Below are 23,579 nucleotides of genomic sequence, written 5' to 3'. Positions count from 1 at the left end.
GGTGTGCGCTGTCCGGAACCCGTCAGAATTCCGGCATACGGAAAGTCCTCGTCCTCACCACCGTACTCCGGCCCGGGCGGGAGTAGGGTGAATTGGGCGAACCAGACAGGGGGTGCGGCATGATCCGGTCAGCTGACATCCGCGAATGGCGCGACCACGAGGTGGTCGACCCGAAGCAGCACAAGATCGGTGTGCTCGAAGCGGTCTACGTGGACACCGCCACCGACGAACCGGCCGTGGCCACCGTCCGGACCGGGCTCCCCAGCCGCCGGCGCCTGGTCTTCGTCCCCCTCGACGACGCCGTTCTCGGACCGGGCTACGTCAAGGTGCCCTACGCCAGGGGGCAGGTGCGCAAGGCCCCCTCGATCGGGACGGACGACGTCCTGCCGGCCGAGCGGGAGGCGGAGATCTTCCAGCACTACGGCATGACGTACCGGGCGGGGGCGGGGGGCGAACGCCGCCTCGCCCGCGGATGACCGCCGGGCACGTGGCACAGGAGAGGTGGTCCGCGGTGATGACGCTCTTCCTTCTGGTCGTCCTCGTGGCCGTCGCCCTGGGAATCATCGGCGTGGCAGCGGACGGCCTGGGCTATCTCCTGGCCATCGGCATCGTGGTGTTCGCCGTCGACGTGATCTTCTTCGCCGTACGGGTGTCCCTGCGCGCGGGGCGGCGGCCCGTGCGCTGACGAGGAAGGGTCTTACCGACGGGTTCCCGGGCCGGTCAGGAATCGAGAAGCGCGGGTCGCGTACCGGGCCTAGCGTCGGTGGCATGACTTCCATCGAATCCCTCACCCTCGAGGTGGACGACCCCGCCGCCGCCCGCCACTTCTACGCCAGCGCGTTCGGACTGGACAGACAGGTGCGCGTGCGGGGCTCCGAGGCTCCGACGGCCGGCTTTCGCGGGTTCACGCTGTCGCTCGTGGTGGCGCAACCGTCCGATGTCAACGCGCTCGTCGAGGCCGCCATGGACGCCGGTGCCACGACGCTGAAGCCCGCCGCCAAGTCGCTGTGGGGTTACGGGGGCGTCGTGCAGGCGCCGGACGGGACGATCTGGCAGATCGCGTCGTCGTCGAAGAAGGACACCGGCCCGGCCACCCGGCGGATCGACGAGATCGTGCTGCTGCTGGGGGTCGCGGACATGGCCGGGAGCAAGCGGTTCTACGTCGAGCACGGCCTCCCCGTGGCGAAGAGCTTCGGCAGCAAGTACGTCGAGTTCGACACCGGGTCGGGCGCCGTCAAGCTGGCGCTGTACAAGCGCCGGGGCCTGGCCAAGCTCGTCGGCGTCTCTCCCGACGGCACCGGATCGCACCGGCTCACCGTCAACGGCGACGCCGGGCCCTTCACCGACCCGGACGGGTTCGCCTGGGCGACGGCCTCGCAGACCGCGTCGCTGTGACCGTGACCGCGCCCGTGGTCGACCTTACGGAGTCATGACGTGCGGGCGCGCTCCCGTGGTGCGGCGGGTTGGCGGGCCTAGCGTGGCCGTATGCGTGTACTGGTCACCGGCGGTGCCGGGTTCATCGGGTCCCATGTGGTCGCCGCCCTCCGGGAGCGCGGGCACGAGGCGGTCGTGTTCGACGTGCGGGAGGACGCCGCCGACGACGTGCGGGACCCGGCCGCCGTCGCCCGTGCCCTGGCCGGTGTGGACGCCGTGTGTCACCAGGCCGCGAAGGTCGGGCTCGGAGACGGGGTCGCCGACGCGGCTCAGTACGTCTCCCACAACGACCTCGGAACCGCCGTACTGCTCGCCGCCATGGCGGAGGCGGGCGTACGGCGTCTCGTGCTGGCCGGGTCGATGGTGGTCTACGGGGAGGGCCGCTACGAGTGCCCCCGGCACGGGGTCGTCCGGCCGGGGCCGCGTGCCGCCACCGACCTCGACGCCGGCCGGTTCGAGCCGCCGTGCCCGGTGTGCGGGGCTGACCTCGCCCCCGGGCTGGTCGGCGAGGACGCCCCGGCCGACCCGCGGAACGTGTACGCGACGACCAAGCTCGCCCAGGAGCACCTGGCCGCCGCCTGGGCCCGCTGCACGGGCGGGTCGGCGGTGTCGCTGCGCTACCACAACGTGTACGGGCCCGGCATGCCCCGCGACACCCCGTACGCCGGTGTCGCCTCCTTCTTCCGCTCGGCGCTCGCCCGGGGCGAGGCACCGCACGTGTTCGAGGACGGGCGGCAGCGCAGGGACTTCGTGCACGTCCGGGACGTGGCGGAGGCCGATGCGGTGGCCCTGGAGGCGGAGGCCGCCCCGGGCGTGCTCACGGCGTACAACACCGGCAGCGGCGACCCGCACACCGTCGGCGAGATGGCCCGGGCGCTGGCCACCGCGTACGGCGGGCCGGCACCCGTCGTCACCGGCGAATACCGGCTCGGTGACGTACGGCACATCACCGCCGACTCCGCACGGCTGCGGGACGCGCTGGGCTGGAAGCCGGGGGTCGCCTTCGAGGAGGGCATGGCCGAGTTCGCGCGGGCCGGGATGCGGGACGCGTAGGAGCCGTCGGCCCTCCCCAGGTGGGGTCCGGCTCGTGAAAGACCGGTGGTGCTGCCCGTGTTACGAAGCGGCGGCGGGCAGCACCACCTCGAAACGGCAGCCGCCGGGGATGTTCCGTACGGTGGCCCGGCCCTGGTGCGCCTCGACGATCCCCCGGACGATGGCGAGGCCGAGACCCGCTCCGGCCGGGGGCGTCCGGGCGTGCGTGCCGCGCCAGCCGGTGTCGAAGACCCGCGGCAGGTCGTCGTCGGGGATGCCGCCGCAGCCGTCCGTCACGGACAGCACCACGCCCTCCGTGGAGCGTTCCGCGGTGACGGCGACCGTGCCGTCGGCCGGGGTCCGGCGGATGGCGTTGACCAGCAGGTTGCCCAGCACCCGGCTCATCTCCTTGCCGTCCACCTCCACCGGCACCGGCTCGATACGGCCGCCCACCAGCCGCACCCCGTGCTCCCGGGCGAGCGGGTCGGCTCCCGCCAGCGCGTCGCCCACCAGGTCGTACAGGGAGATCCGGCTGGGGGCCAGGGCGAGCGCGCCGGCGTGGATGCGGGAGAGTTCGAAGAGGTCGCCGACCATGTCGTTGAGGCGCTCGACCTCGGTGCGGATCTGCTTCAGATAGCGGCCGGGGTCGGCGGCGACGCCGTCCTCCAGCGCCTCCGACATGGCGCGCAGACCGGCCAGTGGGGTGCGCAGGTCGTGCGAGATCCAGGCGACGAGCTCGCGCCGGGAGGTCTCCAGCGCACGTTCCCGCTCCCGGGATTCGGCGAGTCTGGCGCTGGTGGCGGCCAGTTCGCGGCTCAGGTGGTCCAGTTCGGCGGTCGTCGGACCGTCGGGGGCGGCGAAGTCCCCGCCGTCGCCGAAGGAGCGTGCGGCGGCGGCGAGTTCGCGGCTGCGGGCGACGACCCACCGGCCCAGCAGCAGCGCGGTGGCCAGGGAGACGACGGCCGCCATGGCGACGACGGTCGTGACGACGGACAGGTCGTGCGGCGACAGGAACATCGCCCAGGCGACGGCGAGCGTGCCCGCGAGCATCGCGACGACCCCGACCGCCGCGACCACGGCGAGCGAGGCCGTGAGCGAGCGGCGCCGGATCAGGCGCAGCGCTCCGGCCCCGGCCAGGCCGGTGGCCGCGGCACCGGCGAAGGCGTACACGGCGATGAGGAGGGTGTCGTTCACGCTCCGGTCTCCTCTCCCGTGGGGTCGAAGCGGTAGCCCACGCCCCACACGGTCTGGATCAGGCGCGGCCGGGCCGGGTCGTCCTCGACCTTGCCGCGCAGGCGGCGGACGTGGACCGTGACGGTCGACAGGTCGCCGAAGTCCCACCCCCACACCTCGCGCATCAGATCCTCGCGGGCGAAGGCCCGCCCGGGGTGGCGCAGGAAGAAGGAGAGCAGGTCGAACTCGCGGAGGGTGAGGGCGAGTTCGGTGCCGTTCTTGGTGGCCCGGCGGGCTTCCGGGTCGACGGTCAGACCGGCCGCTCCCAGCCGGTGCCCGGGGACGGCGGGCCGGCTGCGGCGCAGCACCGACTCCACGCGCAGCACCAGTTCGCGGGGGCTGAAGGGCTTGGTGACGTAGTCGTCGGCGCCGACCTCCAGGCCCAGGATGCGGTCGTCCTCGTCGCCGCGCGCGGTGAGCATGATGACCGGAACCGGCCCCTGTCCGCGCATCCGCCGGCACACCTCCAGGCCGTCCATCCCGGGCAGCATCAGGTCGAGGACGACCAGGTCCGGCCAGTGCGCGGCGGCGCGGGTGAGGGCGGCCGGGCCGTCGTCGGCGCGGTCGACGACGTAGCCGGCGCGGTCCAGATACCCGGCGACGACCTCGGCGACGGTCGGATCGTCGTCGACGACCAGGACCCGCGGGGACCCGCCGGGGGCCTGCTCCTGCTGATGGGGCTGCTGCATGGCTCCAGCGTCGCACCGGACGGCCGGCGATGGCCTGCCCGGACACCTCCCCGCCGCCGACGTCCGCGTTTCGTAAGAAGCCGAAGTCTTAAATGCCCGTTTCGCGTTCGTAGGGTGAGACCGTGACGACGACATCTTCCGACGTCGACGTGGTGCTGCCCTGCCTGAACGAGGCCGAGGCCCTGCCCTGGGTGCTCGAACGGATCCCGCCGGGCTGGCGCGCACTCGTCGTCGACAACGGTTCCACCGACGACTCGGCCCGGGTCGCCCGCGCGCTCGGCGCGACCGTCGTGCACGAGCCGCGCCGGGGCTTCGGCGCCGCCTGCCACGCCGGGCTGACGGCCGCCACCGCGGACGTGGTGTGCTTCTGCGACTGCGACGCCTCCCTCGACCCGTCGCTCCTCGTCCCCTTCGTGCGCGAGGTGCGGGACGGCGGGGCCGACCTGGTCCTCGGGCGGCGGCGTCCGCGGGGGCGGGGCGCGTGGCCCGCGCACGCCCGCGCCGGGAACCTCGCCCTGTCGCGGATGCTGCGCCGCCGCACCGGGCTGCGGCTGCACGACCTCGGTCCCCTGCGCGCCGCCCGCCGCGAGCCGCTGCTCGCCCTCGGCCTCACCGACCGGCGCAGCGGCTATCCGCTGCAGATGGTGGTGCGCGCGGCCGACGCGGGCTGGCGGATCACCGAGCACGACGTGCCGTATCTGCCGCGCACCGGGGCCTCGAAGGTGACAGGGACATGGCGCGGCACCTGGCAGGCCGTACGGGACATGAGCCGGGTGCTGGGCGAGGCGCCCGCCGGGACTCCGGCCGTGGAAGGGAGCGCTCGGTGACCCCAATGCTCGCGACCACCCTGCTCGTCATCGCCAAGGAGCCGCGCCCCGGCCGGGTCAAGACCCGGCTCACCCCGCCGTTCACGCCCCGTCAGGCCGCGTCCCTCGCCGAGGCGTCCCTCGCCGACACCCTGGAGGCGGTCGCGGCGGCCCCGGCCGGCCGCAGGGTCCTCGTCCTCGACGGCGAGCCCGGCCGCTGGCTGCCGCCCGGCTTCGACGTCGTACGGCAGTGCGCGGGCGGTCTCGACGAGCGGCTGGCGCACGCCTTCGCGCGCAGCGCCGGTCCTGCCCTGCTCATCGGCATGGACACCCCGCAGGTGACGCCGGAGCTGCTCACCGTGGACTTCGCCGGCTGCGACGCCTGGTTCGGCCCGGCCGAGGACGGCGGCTTCTGGGCCCTCGGCCTGACCCGCCCCGACCCCGCCCTGCTGCGGGGCGTGCCCATGTCGACCGCCACGACGGGGGCCGTCCAACGGGACCGGCTCGTCGCGGCGGGCCTGCGGGTCCGCGACCTGCCCCGCCTGCGCGACGTCGACACGGCGGCCGACGCCCACGCGGTCGCCGCGCTGGCCCCGGCCGGGCGGTTCGCGGGGCGGCTGGCCCGGTGTGCGGCGCCGGCCTCCCGTACGGACGGGAACGCGGGGCGGCCTTCTCCGTGTGCGGCGCCGGCCTCCCGCCCGGCCGGGCCCCGATGAGCGCCCCGCCCGTCACCGCCGTCGCCTGGGCGGCCGCCGACCCCTACGCCGACGCCCTGCGTGCCGGTCGCGGGCCGCTGTTCCTGCGGCGGGCCGACGGCTGGCTGCTGCCGCTGGAGGTGGAGCGCTGGTGTGCGCGGGCCGACGCGGTGGACCGAGACGTGCTGGACCGGTGTGAGGGGGCCGTGCTGGACGTGGGATGCGGGCCCGGGCGGCTGGTGACGGAACTCGCCGCCCGGGGCCGGGCCGTCCTCGGCATCGACGTCAGCGCCGCCGCCGTCGACCACACCGTACGGACGGGAGGCCAGGCGCTGCGGCGCTCGGTGTTCGCACCGCTGCCCGGCGAGGGCCGCTGGGACACCGTCCTGCTCATGGACGGCAACATCGGCATCGGCGGCGACCCGCGCGCCCTGCTGGACCGAGTGGCCCGACTGCTGCGCCCCGGCGGCCTGTTGATCGCCGAGACCGCGCCGGTGGACATCGACGAACGCGCCCAGGTGCGGGTCGTCGGCCGTACGGACGCGCGCGGTGCCGGCGACCCCTTCCCCTGGGCGCGGCTCGGCACGCCCGCCCTGCTCCGGTACGCCCGGGGCTGGACGCGGGCCGGTCAGTGGACGGCCGACGGCCGCCGCTTCGCCGCCCTGCGCACCCGCAGCAGCCGCACCGCCAGCAGCAGCGCCGAGCCGCCGAAGAGGACGGCGGTCATCAGCAGCCAGCGGGCCGGGAACACGTCCGCCGGCAGCCCGGTGGCGGACCGGTAACGCCGCTCCACCATCCCGCCGATCAACGGGAACCACACCAGGAGCAGCAACCCCGAGAGGGCCGCCGGTACCCGCACGTACGGCACCCACTCCCGGCGCGCGCCGAACCCTCGTACGACGGCCCGGTCCAGGGCCGCGTACAGCGGCAGCAGCACCAGGTCGTGCAGCAGCGCCGCCCCCACGAACCACAGCGCGACGCCGAACCAGTCACCGGCGAGCAGCCGTACGCCCGCGTAGGCGGCGAGCGCGAACGAACAGGCGAGCAGGAGGAGCTGGAAGGGGCCTCCTACGCGGATCCGCGGGCGGCGCGTCAGTCTCGGGAGGCGCATCACAGGTCTCCGAACGTCATCCGGGCCACCCACTTGGTGTTCAGCACGCCGGGTGCCGCGGGCACGATGATCCGTGCCGGGTAGCCGTGGTCGGGGGACAGCTCCTCGCCATTGACGTACAGCGCGAGCAGGGAACGCGGGTCGGCCACCTGGTTGGCGCGCAGGGCGGCCCTGCGGAAGGCACCGCGCCGCTGGAGGGACTCGACGAACACGTCCGGCGGGTCGGCGGCGTCGTAGCCCACGAGCGCCGCGAGATCGCGCAGCCGCACACCGCGCCACCACTGGTCCGACGTCGACCAGCCCTCCACACAGGCGATGGGCAACGCCGAGCTGTGCAGGGGGAGCCCGGCGAGCTGGGCCCGGCTGAGGCGGACGGTGCCCGCGGGCCCGGTCACGACGAGCCGCCAGGCGTCCTCGCCCGTCTCGGCCGTGTCGATCCCGGCGTAGGCGGCGGTCTTGTTGATCTGGAAGCCGTTCGGGCCGCTGCCGGGTTCGCCGCCGCCGTGCGGTGCGAGGAGGGCGGTGCGCCGCAGGAGCCCGTCGAAGTTCTGTCCCACCGTCGTCGCGAACAGCAGCAGCGAGCCGCCCCCGACGAACCACAGGGCGCCGCGACGGGAGACGGTCGGCGCGGCGGGACGGGGAGTCACCAGGTCGTTCCTCTCCTCCCGCAGGTGCCGCAGGTTGCGCAGCGCCGTGGGCATCTTCAGCAGCGCGTGGGCGACGAAGGCGGCGAAGAACACCCACGCTCCGTAGAAGTGCAGCGGGTAGAACGAGCCGGGGAAGACGTAGTCGAGCTGGACGTTGAGCACACCGGTGACGAACTCGAACAGCGCGCCGCCCACCAGGAGCAGCAGCGAGATCCGCTCCAGGGCGTGCGCGAGCGAGCGGGCCGGCGGCAGCGCGAACAGCCTCGGGACCACGGACCACAGCTTGGCGAGCAGGACGGGGATCAGGGTGATGCCGAGGGTGACGTGGACGCCCTGGTTGAGCCGGTACAGCCAGTGCGGGTGCGTCGGCCAGGCGAAGAGGTAGAAGCCGAGGATCCCCTTGTCCGGGGTCTTGTCGTTCACCGGCGACAGGCCCGGGTTGTAGGCGGCGTACGAGACCAGGCCCGTCACGAACAGCACGGTGATGCCGGCGAGCAGGACGAGACCCAGCACGGAAGTGAGCCAGGGGCCGCGCAGGGGACTGCGCCAGAAACCGGGCGAGGAGGGGGACCACCGTGAGGCGTCAAGGTCGCGCATGTTCCGACGGTAGGCCGGGACGACCCCATGAAAGGGTGCGCAACCCATGACGAAACGCTGACGTCCGGCCCGGACGGCGGCCCGTGCCCGCCCCGTCGGCCTAGCGTTCCGCTGTGACCCGCTCCCTCCGCCCCGACCTGCGCCGCGGCCGGCCCCACCCCCTGCGACATGACCCGCGCCGTGACCTGTACGCCGCCGGGGCTGCCGTGCTGCTCGTGACGGCCGCCGTCCTGGCCGGCCGCCACATCCAGGACACCAGCCGCACCCTGTTCGTCGACTGGCCCCCGCTACTGGCGTCCTGGGGCCCCCACCTGGGCCCCGGCACCCCGGCGGCCGTACTCCTGGCGATCGCCACCGTGGCCTACGGCCCCACCCTCGCGGCCCGGCTCCCCTGGCGGACTCTGCTCCCTGTCACCTGGGGCGCTGCCACGACGTGGATCTTCTCCCTGGCCCTGATCGACGGCTGGGACCGGGGCATCGCGCACCGGCTCACCACCCGCTACGAATACCTCCAGGTCATCGACCGCTTCGACGACATCCCGGCAGCGCTGGGGGACTTCACCCAGCACATCCTCCTCGACTCCCCCGACAACTGGCCCGCCCACATCGCCGGCCACCCGCCCGCGGCCACACTCACCTTCGTCCTGCTCGACCGGATCGGGCTGCGGGGCGGCGGCTGGGCGGGCGTGTGGTGCATCACCGTCGGGGCGGCGGCCTGCGTCGCCGTACTGGTCACGATCCGCGCCCTGGCCGACGAGACCCTCGCACGCCGGGCGGCCCCCTTCCTCGTCCTGGCCCCGGCGGCGGTGTGGATGGGCACCTCGGCCGACGCGTACTTCGCGGCGGTGGCGGCGTGGGCGGTGGCGCTGCTGGCACTGGCGCTCACGAGACGGTCGTTGTGGTGGGCGGGGGCATCCGGCCTCCTCTTCGGCCTGACCTGCTACCTCTCCTACGGCCTCACACTCGTCGCGCTGATCGCGGCGGCGGTCCTGGTGCTGGGCCGTGTCCGCGAACGCCCCGTCCTGCTGGTGCCGCTGCTCGCCGGACTGGCCGTGGTCCCGGCGGCGTTCACGCTCGCCGGGTTCGACTGGTGGGAGGCGTACCGCCTGCTGGTGACGCGCTACCACCAGGGCGCGGGCGGCATCCGCCCCTACGGCTACTGGGTGTGGGCCAACCTGGCCTGCACGGTGCTGATCACGGGGCCGGCGACGGCGGCGGGCCTGCGCCGGACGGGCGGGGTGCTGTGCGGGACGGCGCGGGCGCTGCGGGGGACGGCCGGGGCGCTGTGCGGGACGGCGCGGGCGCTGCGGGGGACGGCCGGGGCGCTGCGGGGGACGGCCGGGGCGCTGCTCTCCCGCCGCGCCGGCACGCCCCACCGGGCTGCCGAGGCCCGCCTCGCGCTCCTCGTCTCCGCCGCCCTGCTCGCCCTGCTGGTCGCCGACCTGTCCGGCATGAGCAAGGCGGAAACGGAACGCATCTGGCTCCCCTTCGCGGTGTGGCTCCTCCCGTCCTGCGCGTTGCTCCCCCACCCGCGTGCGTGGCTCACGGCCCAGGCGGTGCTCGCGCTGCTGCTCAACCATCTGCTGCGGACGGGGTGGTGACACGGTCCAGCCGCGCACCAGGCATTCTGGGCAAGATGAGCAGCTCAGCGTGTCGGTTCCACTCCAGAACGTGAACATGATCACGCAGTGATTCCTTGCAGATGTAAATCCCGGAACGAGAGCATAAGCGGGCCCGCAGGAGACACACAGGCACATCCCGCATCGAAAAGAGAAGACGTGCGCGCTACGTATTTCCGCAAGTCCACCGCGACGTTCATCGCGGCAGCAGGAGCCACTGTCCTGCTGGCCGCGCCCATGCCCGCGAACGCATCCACGGAGATGCCCGCGGCAGCCGCGGTGAGCGCGTCCAACCCCTGCAAGTCGAAGCACTATTCGAAGGTCGCCTACACGTTCTGGATCGGCCCGAGCAAGATGCCTCTGCGCTGCGGAACGAAGACTTGGGGCTACAACCACATAGTTGAGCGCGGACGCTGGAGCACCAGCTTCAAGAACAAGATCAGCGACACACTCTTCAACGGCTACGAGCGGACACCCGGCGTGTACTACCGATACAAGGTGGGCACCGGCTGCTCCTCGAAGCCGCCGAGGAAGAACTTCAAGGTGGTCGTCAACAAGGGCCCCCTCGGAGGAAAGCCGGGCGGTCTGACGCCTCAGGGAGTCATTACGGCCACGGTAGAGTACACAACCGCGACCGTGGCTGCGGCTTCGGCGAGCGCCGGGGCAAAGTGCTGAGAGGACCCACATGGCCACCTCGAAGCAAGTAGAGGAAGCACTCACCCGAAAACTTGCAGGACTGCAGAGCGAGGGAGGAGAAACCTCTCTTGAAGTCCTTGAGGTGCAGGTGGCATCCATCCTCCCTGAATTGCTTCTGAAAATCCGGATCCGCGTCTCAGGGCAGCTCTGGGAAGTCTCACTCGACTACCAGGGGCAGGAAGCGAGTCTGGTGAGCGGAGACCTCTCCGAGGACACCCTGGATTACCTCGCGTTCCTTGTGCGCACCCACCTGTTCGAGTGGTGGCACACGAAGGACACAGAGAAGTTCTCAGCGCGCATGGGGAAGAGACTGGACTGAGAGCTGCTCGTAGTCGCCGCATCCCCCCGGCCGGTAGTGGAGTAACTCCGGCCACACAGTGAACGCACAGCCGCTGTTCCTCATCTTGCACAGCGAACCCCCCAACCGAGAGGAACGTGCTGTGCGTTCACGTACGCGTATACGTACACGTAGACCTTCGCGCCTGTACCCGGCCGGGTCCGTCGTCCTGGCTCTCGCCGCCGCGGGATCCGTGCTGGCGGGGCCGGCCGTCGCCGCCGATGCGGGCGGGCGTGCCGATCTGCGGGCCGATGTGAACCGCGACGGACGGGTCGATGTCACCGGCGGCAGCGACAAGGCCGGTGAGGACAGCTGGTCCGTCGAGCGTGGAGCTGTGTATCTGCCCAATATCGATGACGACACCAAGCGGTGCCCGGTGACCGGGCCCGGTGGCACACCGCTGTCCGACGCCAAGCTGGCCGCGTGCAACGACGGCTCGGACACCAAGGTCAACGGCAGCGCGGACGCCGCCGACCTCGCGCGGGTCCGTTCCGTCCCCATGCCGGACCTGGGCAAGGACGCCAAGGGCAGTCTGAAGGTCACCACGGGTGGCAAGCACGCGCGTCTCTTCGTCAAGCGTTCCGGGACGTGGGTCCTGGTGACGTCCAAGACCCGGCTGTCCGCCGCCGAGTTGCGGTCCGGTGTGGAGTTCGGTGTCGAGGGCACCGACATCGTCCGGGACAGCGCGAAGTGGGACGGCCGTGCGGTGGTCCGGCTGACGGTGACGTCCGGGCAGAAGTCCACCTCCGACGCCGTGACCCTGCGCGTCGCGCCGCTGCTGACCCACCATCACCTGCAGAACACCCAGCAGGTGATGGTGACCGAGGTCCAGGGTCAGGGCGCGTACAGCCGTCTTCAGCAGAAGTTCGTCGCTGAACTCGGTAGGGAAGTCCAGAAGGCCGGAATCACCGCGCCCCTGGTCAAGTTCAAGAAGTACGCCGACCCCTGGGCCCAGGACTTCGTCGAACCGGCCTACGTCAGCATGACCGGGCCGGGCGGTGAACGGCACGTGATGCGCGTGATGCTGCGGTCCGCCCAGCCGGACCGGGACGCCGGCCGGGAACTGTTCGAGAAGGTGCGCGGCCGGGACATCGGTGTGGTGCAGGTGACCGACCGGGCCGAGCCCGACGACTGGTCGCTCAACTCCATGGGGAACCTGGAGACCATCCCGCCCTACGCGCACGGCGGGCGCTCCTTCCCGGCCGGGCGGATCATCATGGGCGAGCGCAAGGACAGCGGGGCGCGGCCGTCCAAGGTGATGCGGACGATGCTCAAGTCGCAGGGCTTGCAGGACCCGCTGCTGCTGGACACCTCCTGGCTGGGCGTGGGGCACGTCGACGAGTTCGTGCAGTTCCTGCCCGCCGACACCCCGCGCGGCTGGCGCCTCGGTGTCGCCGACCCGCAGGCGGGGCTGCGGCTGCTGCGCGACGCCAAGCGCGACGGCCACGGCAAGACGAGGATGTTCTCCGTCCCGGGCCGCAGTGACAGCCCGGCGCCCAAGGAGACCATCGACCAGGCGCTCGCCTCCCGTCACCTGGTGGCCGACAACGAGATGGCGGCGCGGCGCATCGCGGCCAACCTGGAGATCCTGAAGCGGGAGACGGGAGTCACCGACGGGGAGATCGTGCGGGTGCCCGCGCTGTACACCCGCGAGTCGGAGGTGATGACCGCCGAAGGCGACGAGATTCCCGTGCCGCGTCTGACGCGCATGGGTGCCGGTTCCGACCTCGTGGACAGCCTCGGGAACCGCGGCCAGCAGAAGTGGCTCGCCGAGCACCCGGCCGGCTCGCGTGCGGCGACCGCGGCGACGGTGATGACCAGCGCCTACGTTCCCGGAGCGGTCAACGGCGTGCTCCTGGGGCGCGACCGCTACCTCGCCCCGCGCCAGTGGGGGCCCGTCATCGGCGGCAAGGACATCTTCACGCAGGCCGTCAACGCCGCTTACCAGCGGGTCGGCCTGAAGGTGTCGTACATCGACGACTGGTACACGTACCACCTCGGCATGGGCGAGGTGCACTGCGGCACCAACACCCTGCGCGACGCGACGGCCGCGTGGTGGCAGCGCCCGGCGCGCTGATCCGTGACGAGGAGGGGGCGTCGGGTGGTTCGGGCCGCCCGTCGCCCCGCCCGGGTACCGGGCGGTAGGCCGCGCGGGCGTGGGCCACGCGGGCCGGGGACGTGCCGACGATGCCACCGAGCATGACGAAACCCCAGGCCCAGAACCTGGGGTTGCTTCGTCCGGACCCGGCTGGTCCGCGTCAGACGAACGCGCTCTGGCCCGTGATCGCCTTGCCGACGATCAGGGTGTTCATCTCGCGGGTGCCCTCGAAGGAGTAGATCGCCTCGGCGTCGGCGAAGAAGCGGGCGATGTCGTGGTCCAGGAGGATTCCGTTGCCGCCGAAGATCTCCCGGCTCCAGGCCACGACCTCCCGCATCCGCGCGGTGACGAACGCCTTGGCCAGGGCGGAGTGTTCGTCGCGGAAGACACCGGCGTCCTGCAACCGGGCGAGCTGCGCCAGCATGCCCCACGACGCGGTGATGTTGCCCAGGCTCTTGACCAGCAGGTCCTGTACGAGCTGGAAACCGCCGATCGGACGGCCGAACTGGCGGCGCTCCCGGGCGTAGTCGAGGGCCAGTTCATAGGCGCCGGTCATGACGCCCAGCGCCTGCCAGGCCACCCCGCTGCGCGTGGCGCGCAGGATCTCGGCGACGTCGCGGAACGAGTTGATGTTCCGCAGGCGGTTCGCCTCCGGCACCCGCACGTCGGTGAGGGTGATCTCGGCGTTCTCCACGATCCGGAAGGCGATCTTGCCCTCGATCTTCGCCGGTTCGAAGCCGGGCGTGCCCTTCTCGACGACGAAGCCCTTGACGTGGTTGTCGTCGACGTCCCGCGCCCACACCACGACGTAGTCGGCGAAGGTCGCGTTGCCGATCCACTTCTTGGCGCCGTTCAGGACCCAGGTGTCGCCCTCGCGCCGGGCGGTGGTGCGCATGCCGCCCGCGACGTCGGAGCCGCCGAGGGGCTCGGTCATGGCGAACGCTCCGATCTTGTCCATCGCGGCCATCTCCGGGAGCCAGCGGTCGCGCTGCTCCTGGTCTCCGCCGGAGTGGACGGAGTACATCGCGAGGCCGTTGTGGACGCCGAAGAACGTGGCCACCGAGGCGTCGGTGCGGCTCAGTTCCATCGCGAGCATGCCGCTGAGCAGGTTGGAGACGGCGGGCCGGTGCTCGCCGTAGCCCTCGTAGGGCAGGCCGGCGAGGCCGCTGTCGCGGAAGATGCCGACGAGTTCCCGCGGGAACTCGCCCTTGGCCCAGTTGGCGTTGACCAGCGGCTTGATCTCGTCGCGCATGAGGGCGCGGGCCTTGAGGAGGATCTTGCGCTCCTCGTCGGGCAGCAGTGCCTCGTAGGCGTAGAAGTCCGCGGTGAGCTGGTCTTCGAGCGGTTCCATGGTGGTGGTCATCTCAGTTCTCCTCCTTGTCGGCGCCGTCCAGGGCGGACAGGACGGCGAGTTGCCTGCGGTCGCGGGTCTCGGTGAGCTGCGCGTACGTGGCGGAGCCGTAGGCCTGTTCCACGGCTGCGATGAGCCGTTCCTGCTGGTCGTGGTTCTGCGACGGAGTGCCGAGGTCCGCCCACATCCGCTTCATCGAGGGGCCGATGTGCTCGGCCAGGTGCCGGTAGCCGCCCGGTCCGCCGCCCAGGTGCGAGCCGAGGAACGGCCCGACCGTGGCCCAGCGCAGGCCCAGCGAGTTGGTCATCACCGTGTCGAGTTCCTCGGGCGTCACCACGCCCTGCTCGACGAGGTACACCGCCTCACGGCTGAGGGCGTTCTGCAGCCGGTTCCCGACGAAGCCGGGGATCTCCTTGCGCTCGACGACCGGGGTGCGGCCGACCGAGGTGTAGAAGTCCGCCGCGGCCTTCACGGCGTCCTCGCCGGTGCGTTCGCCGGGTACGACCTCGACGAGCGGGACGAGGTGCGGCGGGTTGAAGGGGTGGCCGATCAGGACGCGGGCGGCGGCGTCGTCCGCCAGTTCCTTGGTGAACTCGGTCGACGGGATGGCCGACGAGGAGCTGAGCAGCAGCGCGTGGCCGGGTGCCTCCCGGGCCAGGGTGGCGAACAGGTCCTGCTTGAACTCGACGCGCTCGGGGCCGTTCTCCTGTACGACGTCCGCGTCCCGGACCGCCTCGGTGACACCGGCGGCGATGCGCACCCGGCCGGCGAGGCCGGTCACGTCCAGGCCGCGGGCGGCCAGATGCGGGGCGGACTGCGCGAGGGCCTCGTCCAGGGCCCCGGCGAGGTCCGGTCGCGGGTCGCTCACCCGGACCGTCAGGCCGTGCGCGGCGAACAGGGCCGTCCAGGACAGTCCGATGGTCCCGGCGCCGATCACCGCGGCCGTACGGAAGGTGCGGGTCATGACGCGGCTCCCTTCAGGTAGTCGTGGACCGGCTCGACGCCGGACAGCGTCAGGTCGGTGAGGATGTGGCTCGCGGAGACGACCTCCAGCACCGGCAGGTCGGCCAGCGGGGCGAGTACGTGCTGGAAGAGCTGGAGCCGGGCGGGGCCGGTCCATGCCTCCTTGACGGTGATGTCGGTGATGCGCGTGCGGACGAGTTCCTGCACGCGCGGCAGCCCGTCGTAGCCGGGAATCGTCTTGAGCATGAAGGTCGGCACGGTGATCTGGGCCTCGGCCTCGCGCCGGTCCAGCGCGTGGTGCTTGTAGCCCATGGTCGCGGTGGCGACCCGCAGCCTGCCGTGGTCGAGGGTGCCGACGAGCGCGCCGGAGTCGACGGTGAGCGACGGCGAGCCGAGCACCTTCGGGTAGGCGGAGACCTCGCGGCCGGAGGCGGTCGCCGGGAAGTTGTCGAGGTACATCGCGTGCAGGTACTCGCCCTGTTCGCCCTCGAAGCTGACGGGGATCGCCTGCCCGGCCTCCGTGTAGGGGCCGTAGCCGCTGACGTCGCCCATCTTCATGACCTCGAACCGGACCAGGGGTTCACCGATCCGCAGCGGTTCGGGGACGACGGCCCGCAACGCGTCGGGGTCGGTGCGGTAGACGACGTTGAGGTACTCCCGGTCGGTGAAACGCGGGACGGTCGGCGCGTACGCCGGGCCGGTGAGCGGGGTGGTGAGGTGCTGTCGTACGTCCTCGGCGTGCATGGCGGCTCACCGTCCCGTCCACCGCGCGGGGCGGCGCTCGGCGAAGGCGGTCATGCCCTCGCGTACGTCCGCCGAGGCCATCAGTGTCTTCATCTCCCCGCGCTGGAAGGCGAAGGCGTCGGCGTCGGGCGCACCGTCGGCGGCGCGGACGACGCGCTTGACGGCCGCGAGCGCGAGCGGGGCGTTCTCCGCGAGCCGTTCGGCCAGCCGGAGCGCCTCGGCGACGGCCTGCCCGGTGCCGGTGACCCGAGTGGCGAGGCCCAGTTCGCCGGCGCGGCGGCCGTCGACCGGGTCACCGGTCAGCAGGAGTTCCATGGCCAGGTGGTGCGGGATGCGCTTGGGCAACCGGATCACACCGCCACCCGCGGCGATCAGCCCGCGCTTGACCTCGGGCAGCCCGAACCGGGCGTCCTCGGCCGCGACGATCAGGTCACAGGCCAGGGCCAGTTCGAAGCCGCCGCCCATGGCATAGCCCTCCACTGCGGCGATCAGGGGCTTCGCCGGCTCGGCCTCGGTCAGTCCGCCGAAGCCGCGGCCTTCGACCTCGGGTGACTCGCCGCGCAGCGCGGCCTTGAGGTCCATGCCGGCGCTGAACGTGCCGCCCTCGCCGGTCAGGACGCCCGCCCGCAGCTCGGGACCGGCCTCCAGTTCGTCCAGTGCGGCGGCCAGGCCGGTGGCGACCGCGGCGTTCACGGCGTTGCGGGCCTCGGGGCGGTCGAGGGTGATCAGCAGGGCGGAGCCGATCCGTTCGGTGCGTACGACGGGGGTGGTGGGGGTGCTCATGGCTGTCCTCCTGTGACGGTCAGCGGGCGGCGGTGTCGAGCTCGGCGAGGACGTCCTCGGTGTCCTGGCCGGCGACCGGCGCCAGGCGGCGGATCGAGCCGGGCGTGGCGGAGAAGCGCAGCGGGATGCCGATGGTGCGGACCGTGCCCTCGGTCGGGTGCTCGACGGTGTCGAGGAGGTGGCCGCCCTGGACGTAGGGGTCCTCGTGTGCGCGGTCCAGTTCCAGCACCGGGGCCATCGGGATGCTGTGCTTCGCGCACACCTCCGCCCACTCCTCGGTGCTCAGCGCCGGGGCGCAGGTCTCCAGGAGCGCGGCCAGGGCCTCGTGGTCGGCACTGTCGATGGCGTCGCCGCCCACGCGCGGGTCCTCGGCGAGGTCGGGGCGTCCGGCGGCGGTGAAGAAGTCCCGGTAGTTCTGCGGGTTGTACGGCATGACGCAGGCCAGGCCGTCCTTGGTGCGCACCGCCTTGTGGCCCTTCAGCATCGACAGGGGGAAGCCGGTGGGGCCGGTCTCGGGCACGTGGGTGTGTCCCGCCAGGTGCTCGACCAGGTTGAACGCGATCAGGGTGTCGGTCATCGGGATCTCGACGAGCTGTCCCTGCCCGGTCCTGTTCCGGTGCAGCAGGGCGGCGAGCACGCTGTAGGCGATGGTCAGGGAGGAGACCTTGTCGCCGATGATGGTCGGCAGGTAGACGGGTTCGCCCAGCGCGCGGTCGGCGATGTCGACCAGGCCGGACGCGGCCTGCACGGTCTCGTCGTAGGCGGCGTTGCCCGCCCGGTCCGAGTCGCTGCGGAAGCCCTGGGCGTGCGCGTAGACGAGGCCCGGGTTGCGGGCGGCGATGTCGTCGTGGGACAGGCCCAGGCGGTGCAGCGCGCCCGGCCGCATGTTGGTGATCAGCACGTCCGCGGTGTCGATCAGCTTCAGGGCCCGCTCGCGGTCGGTGTCGTCCTTGAGGTTGAGGGCGACGCTGCGCTTGTTGCGGTTGACGTTGAGGTTCAGCGGGGTCATGCCCGGCGTGGTGCGGTAGTGGCCCACGCGCACGGTGTCGGCGGGCGACTCGATCTTGATCACGTCGGCGCCCAGGTCGCCGAGGATCTGTGCCGCGTAGGGGCCCATCACCACGGTCGACAGGTCGATCACGCGGATGCCTTCCAGGGGGCCGGTGGCGGTGTCCGTGATGTCCGTCATCGCTTTTCCTTCAACTCCTTGCTCCGTCGTATGCGTGTATCTGGAAACTAAGTTAGCAAGGAGGGACTGGAGAACGGAAACAAATGGAGTGACCAATAGACGAAAGGCGGTATGACCGCAGTGGTCATACCGCCTTTTCGCGCATACTTTTATGGGTCAGGCGTGAAGCGGATCGGCGAAGATCTCGCGGGCGGCTGCGACGACTTCTTCCAGGTCACCGCCGTGCGCCCGGTCTTTCCGCCAGAGCAGACCCGTCTCCAGCCGGGGATGGAAATCCGAGAAGGGCAGAACGGTCACATTGTCGAGGCGGTAATTCTGCACGGGGCTCCGCGGATCCAGCATGGATATCGAGAAAGCCAGGCCGCTGGACACTATCTCGGAAACTCCCTCGAACGTCGCGCTGCCGATTTCGATCCGCTTCTTGATGCCGAGTTCGGCCAGCTGCTGGTCGAGACCCCGGAAATAGGCGTTGGTGACGGCCGTGGGCGAGCCCGCGTAGGCGAGTCCGGACAGTTCGGCCAGGGCGATCGACTCCCGCCCGGCGAACCGGTCCCTGGGCACGACCGCGCCGAGGCGCTCCGACATCACCGGCAGCTGTTCCAGGGCCGGGTCGCCGCCGACCGGGAGCCGGGCCAGGGTCAGCGCCAGTCTCCCGTCGCACACCGCGTCGACCAGCCGCTCGGTGCCGCCCGGCCAGCGTTTGATCTCGAACCGGTCGCCGACCCGCTCGGCGAGGGCGGCCATGCGTTCGCGCAGGTCGGGATGGACGCCGCTGGGGACACCGAGCAGCAGGGTGGTCCGCCGCGGCCGGGTCGTCTCGTCCAGCCGCCACTGGATGGAGTCGACCTGCTCCAGGACCCCGCGGGCGATCGGCAGCAGTGCGCTTCCGGCCGGGGTGAGCCGCACATGGTGGGTGTCGCGGTCGAACAGCCGGTGTCCGAGTTCGTTCTCGAGGTCCTTGATCCGCCGGCTCAACGGGGAAGCGGCCATGTGCAGTTTGCGGGCCGCGGTGGAGAAGTTCAGTTCTTGGGCGACGGCGACGAAATAGCGCAGGTGCAGGAGCTCCACGCGGTTCACCCTAACCGCTGCGGCCTGCGGTCCCCGGGGCCGTGGGGCCGGAGAGCTCCTTCTCCATCAGAGTGAAGGACTTGGGCGGCCCGCCCGGCTGCGGCTTGCCCTCCTTGTGGCCGACGACCCGGTAACCGGCGTCCCGGTAATAGGCGTTGAGCTGCGCATTGCCCGCCAGGCAGTCCAGGCGGACCCGGAACCGTCCGGCCTCGGCCACCCGGTGTTCCGCGGCCTCCAGCAGCAGTCGCCCCGTGCCGCGCGGGGCGGTGCTCCGGTCCACCATGAGCCGGTGCACGTACCCGGCCACGGGCGGCTGCGGCCCCCAGGCGGCCTCGTCCTCCCACCACAGCTCCCAGGCGCCGAGGACACACCCGCCGGCCTCCGCGAGCCAGACCTCGCCCTGCGCCATGACCTGACGGAAGTGGTCCTCGTCCAGTTCCCCCGGCCGCCACTGCCCGGTGACACCGCGGGCCAGCATCCAGCGGGCCGCGGCGTCACGGAGACGGACGAGGGTGGCCAGGTCGGCCTCGGTCGCCGGGCGGACACGTGGACCATTCACCCGAAGATCGTCACACGTTCGTCCGACGACGGTCCGTCAGGACCACCGCCGCTCAGGACCGGGCGCCAGGACTCAGCCGTCCCCACCCGTCCTCCATCCCGTTCCGCGTCCCACGGGTGGGACTTTCCCCCTGGTCAGGACCGGTGCTGCCATTCCAGCGTCCCAAAGATCCGAAGGGAATGGCGGATGGGACGAAACGTGGCACAGGCTTGGGTCATCGAAGCCCGCCGCCCCGTTCGAGGGCGGTGACACCGATCCCACCTTCCGGTTCCGGCCGCGCATCTGTCCGGTCGACGCCCACCAACCGGAATACCTCGTTCCAGAAATTCGGAACTCAGGAAACTCGAAACTCAAAGAAAGCAGTTCATCGCATGCGTATCGCACAGCGCTTCACCCACCGCGTGGCCGCCTCCTCCCTGGTCGCTGCCGCCGCTTTCACGCTCGTCGGTGTCCAGGCCGCGGGCCAGACGGCCTCCGCCGCCACCCCGCAGAAGGCCGCCGCGACCGTCGACTGCACCGCGGCGAACACGAAGCTGACCGTCGACGAGGTCTCCCGGCCCATCAACACCCTGCTGCTCACGGCCACCAACACCGGCACCAAGCCCTGCAACCTCTACGGTGCGCCCTACCTGGCCGCCGGCGCCGGCGCCCAGGCTCCCGTCCCGTGGCTGGACTCCAGCAAGCCCCAGGCCGTGGTGACCCTGGCTCCCGGCGAGTCCGGGTACGCCGGCATCGGGACCTCCAGCCCTGACGGCTACGAGGGCCACATCGCCAAGACCCTGGGCGTGGACTTCTCGAACAAGAACCTGAACGGCTCGCTCGGCAAGGGCGCGACGCTGAAGCTGCCCGACGGCGGCGTGTACTTCAACAGCGCCAACTTCGTCACGTACTGGCAGAGCGACGTGTACGACGCGCTGTTCGGCTGAGCCGCCCGGCGTCCCACGGCACCGCCGGTGGTGGCGGTGCCGTGGACGCGGAGCACGTGAAGAGGTCCGCCCGGACGCGTTGTTCGGGCGGCGGACCGGGTGGCCGAACAATCCGTGCCGCGGCTGAACTGTGCTCACCTGAAAAGGGCCGCAGCACGGAGAGGGGTCGTCGGATGGGCGGGAGCAGGGGCGTCGCGGTCGCGGTCGTGGTCGCCGGGCTGGTACTGGCCGCCGGGGGGTGCGGCGAGGGCGGGACGGACGAGAAGGCCGCCCGGTCGTCGGCCGAGCCGAAGCCGGCCCGGTCGCCGTCTTCGTCGGCGTCGCCGTCGTCCGAACTCGTGGAGTGGGTCGGCGACATGTGCGAGACCACGGTCGCGCTTCGGGACCTGCGGAAGGAGAGCGCCGCGGATCTGAAGGAGATCCGGGACTCGGACGACGAGACCGGGATGCCCGCCCAGGCCCGTGCCCTCAGTTACCTCTCCGGGACACCGGCGGACGTGGAGACCGTGGCCGGTGACCTGGAGGAGGGCGGCCGGGAGGTGTCGTCGGCGGCACTCCGGGCGGCCAGTTCGTCCGACGCCTCGCGCCAGCGCCGCTCCCACTCGGCGAGGTCGCCGCCGCACGCCCTGACGTAGGCGAGCGTCACCGCGCGGGTGGGCAGCTGCTTGCCCGCCGCCTGCGACAGCGTCGTCACCCCGTACCGGGCCCGCCGGGCCATCTCCCGGTACGTCGGCCTGCCCGCGGCCTCGCGCAGCGCACGCAGCCCGGCGGCGAACCGCTGCACCGGCCCGCCCTCCGGATCCAGCTCGCCCTCGGCGCGACCCGGCCCTGTCTGTCCCGGCACGTGCCGCCCCCTCACCTCGTACGCCCCTCCTCCGACCTTCGACCGTATCGACGGCCGTGACACGGGCGTTCACTCCATCCTCACGCTTCCTCCAGGCCTGCAGAGCCGTCTTCGTGTGCTCCCGAACGCCCACGGTGACCTTCTCCGGACTCCTTCGGTGAGTCTCCTGAACTCCTCCTGTCGGGTGGCGGGTGAAGGCATGGTGGTGGAGGACGAGGGGGTGGGGATGGCGCGCAGGCGGGGGGCGTGGGCGGGGTCCGCGGTGACGGGTGCTGCGGCGGTAGTGACGGCGGGCCTCGGGCTGGTGACCAATTACGCGAGTGTCTCGGTGCCCGGGTGGGCCGCCGATCCGTGGGTGGTATGGCCTGCCTTCGCGGTTCTGCTGGCGACCGCCGTGGGGCTGCTGTGGTGGGACCGGCGCCTGGACACCGGAGGGCCTGCGACGCGGCTGACACGGGTGGACCGGCTGGCCGGAAGCCGGCACGCCTCGCTGCGACGCCCGTATGTGGAGCGGATCCGCGGCCGGGGGCCGGAGCTGGCCGTTCTGACCCGGATGCTGCGGCGGCCGCAGGAGGAGCTGGCGGTGGTCTGCGGGGCCGGTGGGCTGGGCAAGACCACGGTGGCCGCGCAGCTGGCCGCCCTGGCAGAAGGAGACGGCTGGCAGGTGTTCTGGGTGCGATGGCGCGACTCGGTGGATCTGGTGCAGCAGATGACCCGGGTGGCGGTGGCCTGCGGGCTGTCGGAAGCGGAGCTGGAGGCTGCCCGGGCGGGGCAGCAGAGTCTGCCGGATGTGGTCTGGCGGCAGCTCGCCTCCGCACGGCGGTGGCTGCTGGTGCTGGACAACGTCGACGAGCCCCAGACGGTGGACCCGGATGGTGAGCCGGTGGCGCACTACCGGGGCTGGATCCGCCCCCACGGACGGGGCCTGTTACTGATCACCAGCCGGGACACCAGCGAACAGACCTGGGGTCGGTGTGCCCGGCTGCTGCCCCTGAAGCCGCTGGCCGTGAGCGATGCGGGGCAGGTGCTGCTGGATGTGGCGGCCCGGGCCGGCACCCAGGCACAGGCGCAGGAGTTGGCCGAGCGCCTGGGCAGGCTTCCGCTGGCCCTGCACGCGGCTGGCTCCTACCTGGCCACCCCCACCAGCCGCTACCAGACGTTCGAACGCTACCGCCAGGCACTGGACGCCGAGCTGGGCACGCTGCTGGGCGCCGAACACCCGGATGCCTCCGACCCCGACATCGCCCGTACCGTGGTCCGCCACACCTGGGAACTCTCCTTGGACCAGCTCGCGGCCGAAGGGCACATGCCGGCCCGCCCGCTGCTCCGGCTCCTGGCCCTGCTGGCGCCGGCCCCCGTCCCGCTGTCCCTGATCACCCCCGGCCTGCTCAACGCTGCGACAGGACAGTCGGCCACCATCGCGGGCGTCGAGGCCGCGCTGGCGGGCCTGTACCGCTACGGCCTGCTCGGCCTGCCCGAAGATCCCAGCCCCCGGCCACAGCCGACGGTGGATGACGACCCGCCCACCCAGGTGGTACTCCACCCTCTGGTGAGGGAGATCAGCGCCCTGGCCCTGACAGGCGAGACATCCGACCTCACCGTCTGGCACCGGGCCCTGGTCACGCGGCTGGCCGAGGCCGCTGACGACACCGCCGGCGCCGGGCGCTCCGGCTGGCCCACCGCCCGCCTTCTCGCCCCTCACCTCCCGCTCTTGCTGGACCACACCACGACCCCACAAGACCTCGCCGACGCGGCCGACACCCTCAACCGCCTCGCCGACGTGCTGTACGACGCGGGCGCCTACGCGTCGGCACATGCGCTGAGCCGGCACCTCCTCCAGGCACAGACACGCGTCATGAGCCCGGACCACCCCGACAGCCTTGCCAGCCGCCACCGCCTGGCCAGAGCCCTGGACGGGATGGGCCAGTACGCGCAGGCGGCCGACCACCACCGGCACACCCTCGACGACCGCACCCGCGTCCTGGGCCCCGACCACCCCGACACCCTCACCAGCCGCAACAGCCTCGCCAACGCGCTCTACGGCATGGGCCAGTACACACAAGCGGCCGACCACCACCGGCACACCCTCGACGACCGCACCCGCGTCCTGGGCCCCGACCACCCCGACACCCTCACCAGCCGCAACAGCCTCGCCAAC

General features: G+C 72.0%; 24 protein-coding genes and 1 pseudogene. 13 read left to right on the top strand and 12 right to left on the bottom strand.

The window, feature by feature from the left end; all coding sequences use genetic code 11:
- Window positions 1-119: 119 nt before the first annotated feature.
- The 4 genes from AC07F0_RS05235 (at window position 120) to AC07F0_RS05220 (ending at window position 2,487) form a co-directional block, all read left to right on the top strand.
- Window positions 120-476, top strand: a complete 357-nt coding sequence (locus tag AC07F0_RS05235) for a PRC-barrel domain-containing protein (protein WP_478974447.1) — start codon at window positions 120-122, stop codon at window positions 474-476.
- Window positions 477-514: 38 nt separating this feature from the next.
- On the top strand, window positions 515-685 hold the full coding sequence (locus tag AC07F0_RS05230) for a hypothetical protein (protein WP_478974445.1): 171 nt from the start codon (window positions 515-517) through the stop codon (window positions 683-685).
- A gap of 83 nt (window positions 686-768) precedes the next feature.
- On the top strand, window positions 769-1,395 hold the full coding sequence (locus tag AC07F0_RS05225) for a VOC family protein (protein ID WP_478974442.1): 627 nt from the start codon (window positions 769-771) through the stop codon (window positions 1,393-1,395).
- A gap of 90 nt (window positions 1,396-1,485) precedes the next feature.
- Window positions 1,486-2,487 (top strand): NAD-dependent epimerase/dehydratase family protein, encoded by a 1,002-nt coding sequence (locus AC07F0_RS05220; RefSeq protein WP_478974439.1) that lies wholly within the window; start codon window positions 1,486-1,488, stop codon window positions 2,485-2,487.
- Between the two features lie 60 nt (window positions 2,488-2,547).
- On the opposite strand, the gene AC07F0_RS05215 is transcribed toward AC07F0_RS05220, so the two are convergent.
- Both AC07F0_RS05215 and AC07F0_RS05210 read right to left on the bottom strand, forming a co-directional pair.
- Window positions 2,548-3,660, bottom strand: a complete 1,113-nt coding sequence (locus AC07F0_RS05215) for a sensor histidine kinase (protein WP_478974436.1) — start codon at window positions 3,658-3,660, stop codon at window positions 2,548-2,550.
- Window positions 3,657-4,388 (bottom strand): response regulator transcription factor, encoded by a 732-nt coding sequence (locus AC07F0_RS05210; RefSeq protein WP_478974433.1) that lies wholly within the window; start codon window positions 4,386-4,388, stop codon window positions 3,657-3,659. The genes AC07F0_RS05215 and AC07F0_RS05210 overlap by 4 nt, the downstream gene beginning before the upstream one ends.
- Before the next feature lie 122 nt (window positions 4,389-4,510).
- Between AC07F0_RS05210 and AC07F0_RS05205 the strand changes: the two genes are divergently transcribed.
- From AC07F0_RS05205 to AC07F0_RS05195, 3 genes and pseudogenes are all read left to right on the top strand, one after another.
- Window positions 4,511-5,215, top strand: a complete 705-nt coding sequence (locus tag AC07F0_RS05205; RefSeq protein ID WP_478974430.1) for a glycosyltransferase family 2 protein — start codon at window positions 4,511-4,513, stop codon at window positions 5,213-5,215.
- Between the two features lie 5 nt (window positions 5,216-5,220).
- The gene (locus AC07F0_RS05200; protein WP_478974974.1) at window positions 5,221-5,910 is read left to right on the top strand and encodes a TIGR04282 family arsenosugar biosynthesis glycosyltransferase; all 690 of its coding nucleotides are present in this window, start codon (window positions 5,221-5,223) and stop codon (window positions 5,908-5,910) included.
- Window positions 5,907-6,335, top strand: a pseudogene (locus AC07F0_RS05195) (class I SAM-dependent methyltransferase); the annotation flags it as partial. The gene AC07F0_RS05200 and the pseudogene AC07F0_RS05195, both read left to right, overlap by 4 nt.
- A 182-nt stretch (window positions 6,336-6,517) precedes the next feature.
- Here the strand turns inward: AC07F0_RS05195 and AC07F0_RS05190 are convergent.
- Together AC07F0_RS05190 and AC07F0_RS05185 are read right to left on the bottom strand one after the other, a co-directional pair.
- Window positions 6,518-7,000: a hypothetical protein gene (locus AC07F0_RS05190; protein ID WP_478974427.1), complete on the bottom strand. Its 483-nt coding sequence runs from the start codon at window positions 6,998-7,000 to the stop codon at window positions 6,518-6,520.
- Window positions 7,000-8,244, bottom strand: coding sequence for a molybdopterin-dependent oxidoreductase (locus tag AC07F0_RS05185; protein ID WP_478974424.1), 1,245 nt, complete (start codon window positions 8,242-8,244; stop codon window positions 7,000-7,002). The genes AC07F0_RS05190 and AC07F0_RS05185 overlap by 1 nt, the downstream gene beginning before the upstream one ends.
- 137 nt (window positions 8,245-8,381) lie before the next feature.
- On the opposite strand from AC07F0_RS05185, the gene AC07F0_RS05180 reads away from it, so the two are divergent.
- The 4 genes from AC07F0_RS05180 (at window position 8,382) to AC07F0_RS05165 (ending at window position 12,973) form a co-directional block, all read left to right on the top strand.
- Window positions 8,382-9,845 carry a hypothetical protein gene (locus tag AC07F0_RS05180; protein ID WP_478974971.1) on the top strand — a complete coding sequence of 488 codons (1,464 nt, stop codon included), beginning with the start codon at window positions 8,382-8,384 and terminating at the stop codon, window positions 9,843-9,845.
- A 177-nt stretch (window positions 9,846-10,022) separates the two neighbouring features.
- The gene (locus tag AC07F0_RS05175; protein WP_436728235.1) at window positions 10,023-10,538 is read left to right on the top strand and encodes a hypothetical protein; all 516 of its coding nucleotides are present in this window, start codon (window positions 10,023-10,025) and stop codon (window positions 10,536-10,538) included.
- Window positions 10,539-10,548: 10 nt separating this feature from the next.
- The gene (locus AC07F0_RS05170) at window positions 10,549-10,878 is read left to right on the top strand and encodes a hypothetical protein (RefSeq protein ID WP_478974421.1); all 330 of its coding nucleotides are present in this window, start codon (window positions 10,549-10,551) and stop codon (window positions 10,876-10,878) included.
- Between the two features lie 163 nt (window positions 10,879-11,041).
- On the top strand, window positions 11,042-12,973 hold the full coding sequence (locus AC07F0_RS05165) for a protein-arginine deiminase domain-containing protein (RefSeq protein ID WP_478974968.1): 1,932 nt from the start codon (window positions 11,042-11,044) through the stop codon (window positions 12,971-12,973).
- A gap of 181 nt (window positions 12,974-13,154) precedes the next feature.
- On the opposite strand, the gene AC07F0_RS05160 is transcribed toward AC07F0_RS05165, so the two are convergent.
- From AC07F0_RS05160 to AC07F0_RS05130, 7 genes are all read right to left on the bottom strand, one after another.
- Window positions 13,155-14,357 (bottom strand): acyl-CoA dehydrogenase family protein, encoded by a 1,203-nt coding sequence (locus tag AC07F0_RS05160; RefSeq protein WP_478974418.1) that lies wholly within the window; start codon window positions 14,355-14,357, stop codon window positions 13,155-13,157.
- A 1-nt stretch (window position 14,358) separates the two neighbouring features.
- Entirely contained in the window at window positions 14,359-15,309 is a 951-nt protein-coding gene (locus tag AC07F0_RS05155) for a 3-hydroxyacyl-CoA dehydrogenase NAD-binding domain-containing protein (protein ID WP_478974415.1), read from the bottom strand.
- Window positions 15,306-16,052, bottom strand: a complete 747-nt coding sequence (locus tag AC07F0_RS05150; RefSeq protein ID WP_478974413.1) for an acetoacetate decarboxylase — start codon at window positions 16,050-16,052, stop codon at window positions 15,306-15,308. Before AC07F0_RS05150 ends, AC07F0_RS05155 begins: the two co-directional genes overlap by 4 nt.
- Window positions 16,053-16,058: 6 nt before the next feature.
- Complete coding sequence (locus AC07F0_RS05145; protein ID WP_478974410.1) at window positions 16,059-16,835, bottom strand: crotonase/enoyl-CoA hydratase family protein; 777 nt, start codon at window positions 16,833-16,835, stop codon at window positions 16,059-16,061.
- Between the two features lie 19 nt (window positions 16,836-16,854).
- Window positions 16,855-18,024 (bottom strand): CaiB/BaiF CoA transferase family protein, encoded by a 1,170-nt coding sequence (locus AC07F0_RS05140; protein ID WP_478974407.1) that lies wholly within the window; start codon window positions 18,022-18,024, stop codon window positions 16,855-16,857.
- Window positions 18,025-18,180: 156 nt separating this feature from the next.
- A complete protein-coding gene (locus AC07F0_RS05135) occupies window positions 18,181-19,092 on the bottom strand; it encodes a LysR family transcriptional regulator (RefSeq protein WP_478974404.1) in 912 nt (303 codons plus the stop codon).
- Between the two features lie 10 nt (window positions 19,093-19,102).
- A complete protein-coding gene (locus AC07F0_RS05130) occupies window positions 19,103-19,651 on the bottom strand; it encodes an N-acetyltransferase family protein (protein ID WP_478974401.1) in 549 nt (182 codons plus the stop codon).
- Between the two features lie 371 nt (window positions 19,652-20,022).
- Here AC07F0_RS05130 and AC07F0_RS05125 point away from each other — a divergent pair, with 371 nt between their 5' ends.
- Window positions 20,023-20,577: a DUF4232 domain-containing protein gene (locus AC07F0_RS05125; RefSeq protein ID WP_478974398.1), complete on the top strand. Its 555-nt coding sequence runs from the start codon at window positions 20,023-20,025 to the stop codon at window positions 20,575-20,577.
- Between the two features lie 472 nt (window positions 20,578-21,049).
- Here AC07F0_RS05125 and AC07F0_RS05120 read toward each other — a convergent pair whose 3' ends face one another.
- Window positions 21,050-21,421, bottom strand: a complete 372-nt coding sequence (locus tag AC07F0_RS05120; RefSeq protein ID WP_478974395.1) for a helix-turn-helix domain-containing protein — start codon at window positions 21,419-21,421, stop codon at window positions 21,050-21,052.
- A 226-nt stretch (window positions 21,422-21,647) separates the two neighbouring features.
- Between AC07F0_RS05120 and AC07F0_RS05115 the strand changes: the two genes are divergently transcribed.
- Window positions 21,648-23,579: tetratricopeptide repeat protein (locus AC07F0_RS05115; protein ID WP_478974392.1), on the top strand; the 1,932-nt coding region annotated here is incomplete at its 3' end.

Source organism: Streptomyces sp. NPDC045955 (assembly GCF_056430805.1).
The sequence above is the reverse complement of the archived record's forward strand: the minus strand, read 5'-3'. Positions and strand labels throughout refer to the sequence as shown.

What these genes read in the sequence shown, in the direction of transcription:
- AC07F0_RS05230 (WP_478974445.1), top strand. Translation starts at nt 515, where the DNA reads ATGACGCTCTTCCTTCTGGTCGTCCTCGTGGCCGTCGCCCTGGGAATC.
- AC07F0_RS05150 (WP_478974413.1), bottom strand. Translation starts at nt 16,052, where the DNA reads ATGCACGCCGAGGACGTACGACAGCACCTCACCACCCCGCTCACCGGC.
- AC07F0_RS05160 (WP_478974418.1), bottom strand. Translation starts at nt 14,357, where the DNA reads ATGACCACCACCATGGAACCGCTCGAAGACCAGCTCACCGCGGACTTC.
- AC07F0_RS05225 (WP_478974442.1), top strand. Translation starts at nt 769, where the DNA reads ATGACTTCCATCGAATCCCTCACCCTCGAGGTGGACGACCCCGCCGCC.
- AC07F0_RS05185 (WP_478974424.1), bottom strand. Translation starts at nt 8,244, where the DNA reads ATGCGCGACCTTGACGCCTCACGGTGGTCCCCCTCCTCGCCCGGTTTC.
- AC07F0_RS05200 (WP_478974974.1), top strand. Translation starts at nt 5,221, where the DNA reads ATGCTCGCGACCACCCTGCTCGTCATCGCCAAGGAGCCGCGCCCCGGC.
- AC07F0_RS05190 (WP_478974427.1), bottom strand. Translation starts at nt 7,000, where the DNA reads ATGCGCCTCCCGAGACTGACGCGCCGCCCGCGGATCCGCGTAGGAGGC.
- AC07F0_RS05125 (WP_478974398.1), top strand. Translation starts at nt 20,023, where the DNA reads ATGCGTATCGCACAGCGCTTCACCCACCGCGTGGCCGCCTCCTCCCTG.
- AC07F0_RS05155 (WP_478974415.1), bottom strand. Translation starts at nt 15,309, where the DNA reads ATGACCCGCACCTTCCGTACGGCCGCGGTGATCGGCGCCGGGACCATC.
- AC07F0_RS05210 (WP_478974433.1), bottom strand. Translation starts at nt 4,388, where the DNA reads ATGCAGCAGCCCCATCAGCAGGAGCAGGCCCCCGGCGGGTCCCCGCGG.
- AC07F0_RS05220 (WP_478974439.1), top strand. Translation starts at nt 1,486, where the DNA reads ATGCGTGTACTGGTCACCGGCGGTGCCGGGTTCATCGGGTCCCATGTG.
- AC07F0_RS05145 (WP_478974410.1), bottom strand. Translation starts at nt 16,835, where the DNA reads ATGAGCACCCCCACCACCCCCGTCGTACGCACCGAACGGATCGGCTCC.
- AC07F0_RS05170 (WP_478974421.1), top strand. Translation starts at nt 10,549, where the DNA reads ATGGCCACCTCGAAGCAAGTAGAGGAAGCACTCACCCGAAAACTTGCA.
- AC07F0_RS05140 (WP_478974407.1), bottom strand. Translation starts at nt 18,024, where the DNA reads ATGACGGACATCACGGACACCGCCACCGGCCCCCTGGAAGGCATCCGC.
- AC07F0_RS05235 (WP_478974447.1), top strand. Translation starts at nt 120, where the DNA reads ATGATCCGGTCAGCTGACATCCGCGAATGGCGCGACCACGAGGTGGTC.